This window comes from Sporosarcina sp. SAFN-010, assembly GCF_059415065.1.
The window spans coordinates 1-2,069 of the sequence record NZ_JBPFDS010000040.1; the positions used below are offsets into that span (position 1 = coordinate 1).

Sequence of the window (2,069 nt, forward strand, 5' to 3'; positions counted from 1 at the left end):
TGAGTGTTGATACTTTCCTTCATAAGCTTCATTATTAATCTTATAAAAGACTTGACTCGAGGTAAGAAAGCGTCCGCCTGGAGCGCAAATCAACAGTCTCCCACGAATAATCAAATATTAACGGACTTTTTCAGCGACCTCAAACTTACAGCCTCTGCTTCTTATTTTATAGTATTGTTATCGACTCAACAAAGATTGAGCAGATACATATTCAATTGCCTGTGCCTCTGAAACTGCTTGATACGTCAAGTAGCCTTCTAGAGTGTTAACCCCTTTTAGCAACGCGTCGTTGTCCAAGCAAGCCTGCTTATACCCTTTGTTTGCAATTTGTAGTGCATAAGGAACCGTCACGTTTGTAAGTGCCATTGTAGATGTACGTGGGACTGCACCTGGCATATTTGCAACTGCGTAGTGTACCACACCAAATTTTTCATATGTCGGATCGTCGTGCGTTGTAATGCGATCGGAAGTTTCAAAGATTCCACCTTGGTCAATCGCAATATCCACAAGTACAGAACCTGGTGACATCGATTTAACCATCTCTTCGCTTACAAGTTTAGGCGCACGAGCTCCAGGAATAAGCACACAACCTATTACTAGATCAGCATCTTTAACAGACGTTGCAATATTAAATGGATTCGACACCAATGTTTGAACATCATTGCCAAACAACTCATCTAGTTGACGAAGTCGTTCTACTGAAAGATCAAGAACAGTGACACGAGCACCCATACCAATCGCAATGCGGGCTGCATTCGTTCCAGCTTGTCCTCCACCAATAACGGTCACGTTTCCACGTTGAACACCCGGAACGCCTGATAATAGAATTCCTTTACCGCCTTCCATCTTCTCCAAGTACTGAGCTCCTATTTGAGTTGCCATACGTCCAGCTACTTCACTCATCGGTGCGAGTAGTGGCAACGAACGATTTGGTAATTGAACCGTCTCGTATGCAATCCCGATCACTTTATTGTCGAGCAATGCCTTAGTTAACTCTACTTCGGAAGCAAGATGTAAATACGTGAACAAAATGAGACCTTCACGGAAGTAACCATACTCTGAAGAAACTGGCTCTTTTACCTTCATGACCATTTCTGCTGCCCACGCTTCAGCTGCAGTTGCAACAATTTCCGCTCCAGCTTCACGATATTCTTCATCAGTAAAATTAGAGCCAATTCCTGCTAGTGTTTCGATAAGCACCTCGTGTCCCGCTGATTTCAAGTTGAATACTCCAGCTGGTGTCATTGCGACACGATTTTCGTTGTTTTTTATCTCTTTAGGTACTCCAATACGCATAGTTAGTTCCTCCTCAATGAATGTGTCCGGCTGTCCAGTATGTACCGTTCAAACCTTTTCTCAATAAGTGTAGCAGATAGCATCCTATTTTGCCGTACTTTTTGCATCGATAAACAAATATTTTTAATTCCCCGATTTTTGATGATTAAGCAGGAATTATTAAGAGATATGTCGTATAGTACCTATAGAAGTATAATTTAAATGTAGGAGTGTGGTAACGATGTCATTAATTTATAACCAAATCATTGTCGCGGTAGATGGATCAAAAGAGTCGGAATGGGCGTTTAAAAAAGCAGTAGAAATTGCTAAACGTAACGACGCGAACCTGAACCTCGTCAACATAATCGACACACGTTCGTACTCCGCTGTAGAGGCGTATGACCGTTCAATTGCTGAGCGCGCTCAATCTTTTGCTGTAGAGTTGCTTGAAGGATACAAAGAGCAGGCAGCAGCTGCTGGATTGACTCACGTGAATGTTATTGTGGAATATGGTTCACCTAAAACAATGATCCCTAGAGAGATCCCTAAAAAAATCGAAGCGGATCTGATCATTTGTGGCGCGACTGGATTAAACCCAGTAGAACGCTTCCTAATCGGTAGTGTATCAGAGAACATTGTTCGTTCTGCAAAATGTGATGTACTCGTAGTCCGTACTTCCGAAGGCGAATAATCAAAAGAAAAAGCGTCCTTCTCATCTGAACTGCTCCCTGTCAAGTAGACAGTGGAAATAATAAAAAATCGTTAAGCGGCTTGAGCTCTGAATTCTAAAGGGC

Annotated in this window: 2 protein-coding genes; one reads left to right on the forward strand and one right to left on the reverse strand. The window is 42.3% G+C overall.

Annotation, left to right across the window (positions count from 1 at the left end; translation table 11 throughout):
* Positions 1-177 precede the first annotated feature (177 nt).
* A complete protein-coding gene (gene ald, locus ACR65F_RS18125; RefSeq protein WP_440505355.1) occupies positions 178-1,296 on the reverse strand; it encodes an alanine dehydrogenase in 1,119 nt (372 codons plus the stop codon).
* Positions 1,297-1,516: 220 nt separating this feature from the next.
* On the opposite strand from ald, the gene ACR65F_RS18130 reads away from it, so the two are divergent.
* Entirely contained in the window at positions 1,517-1,966 is a 450-nt protein-coding gene (locus ACR65F_RS18130) for a universal stress protein (RefSeq protein WP_039043952.1), read from the forward strand.
* Positions 1,967-2,069: the final 103 nt, after the last annotated feature.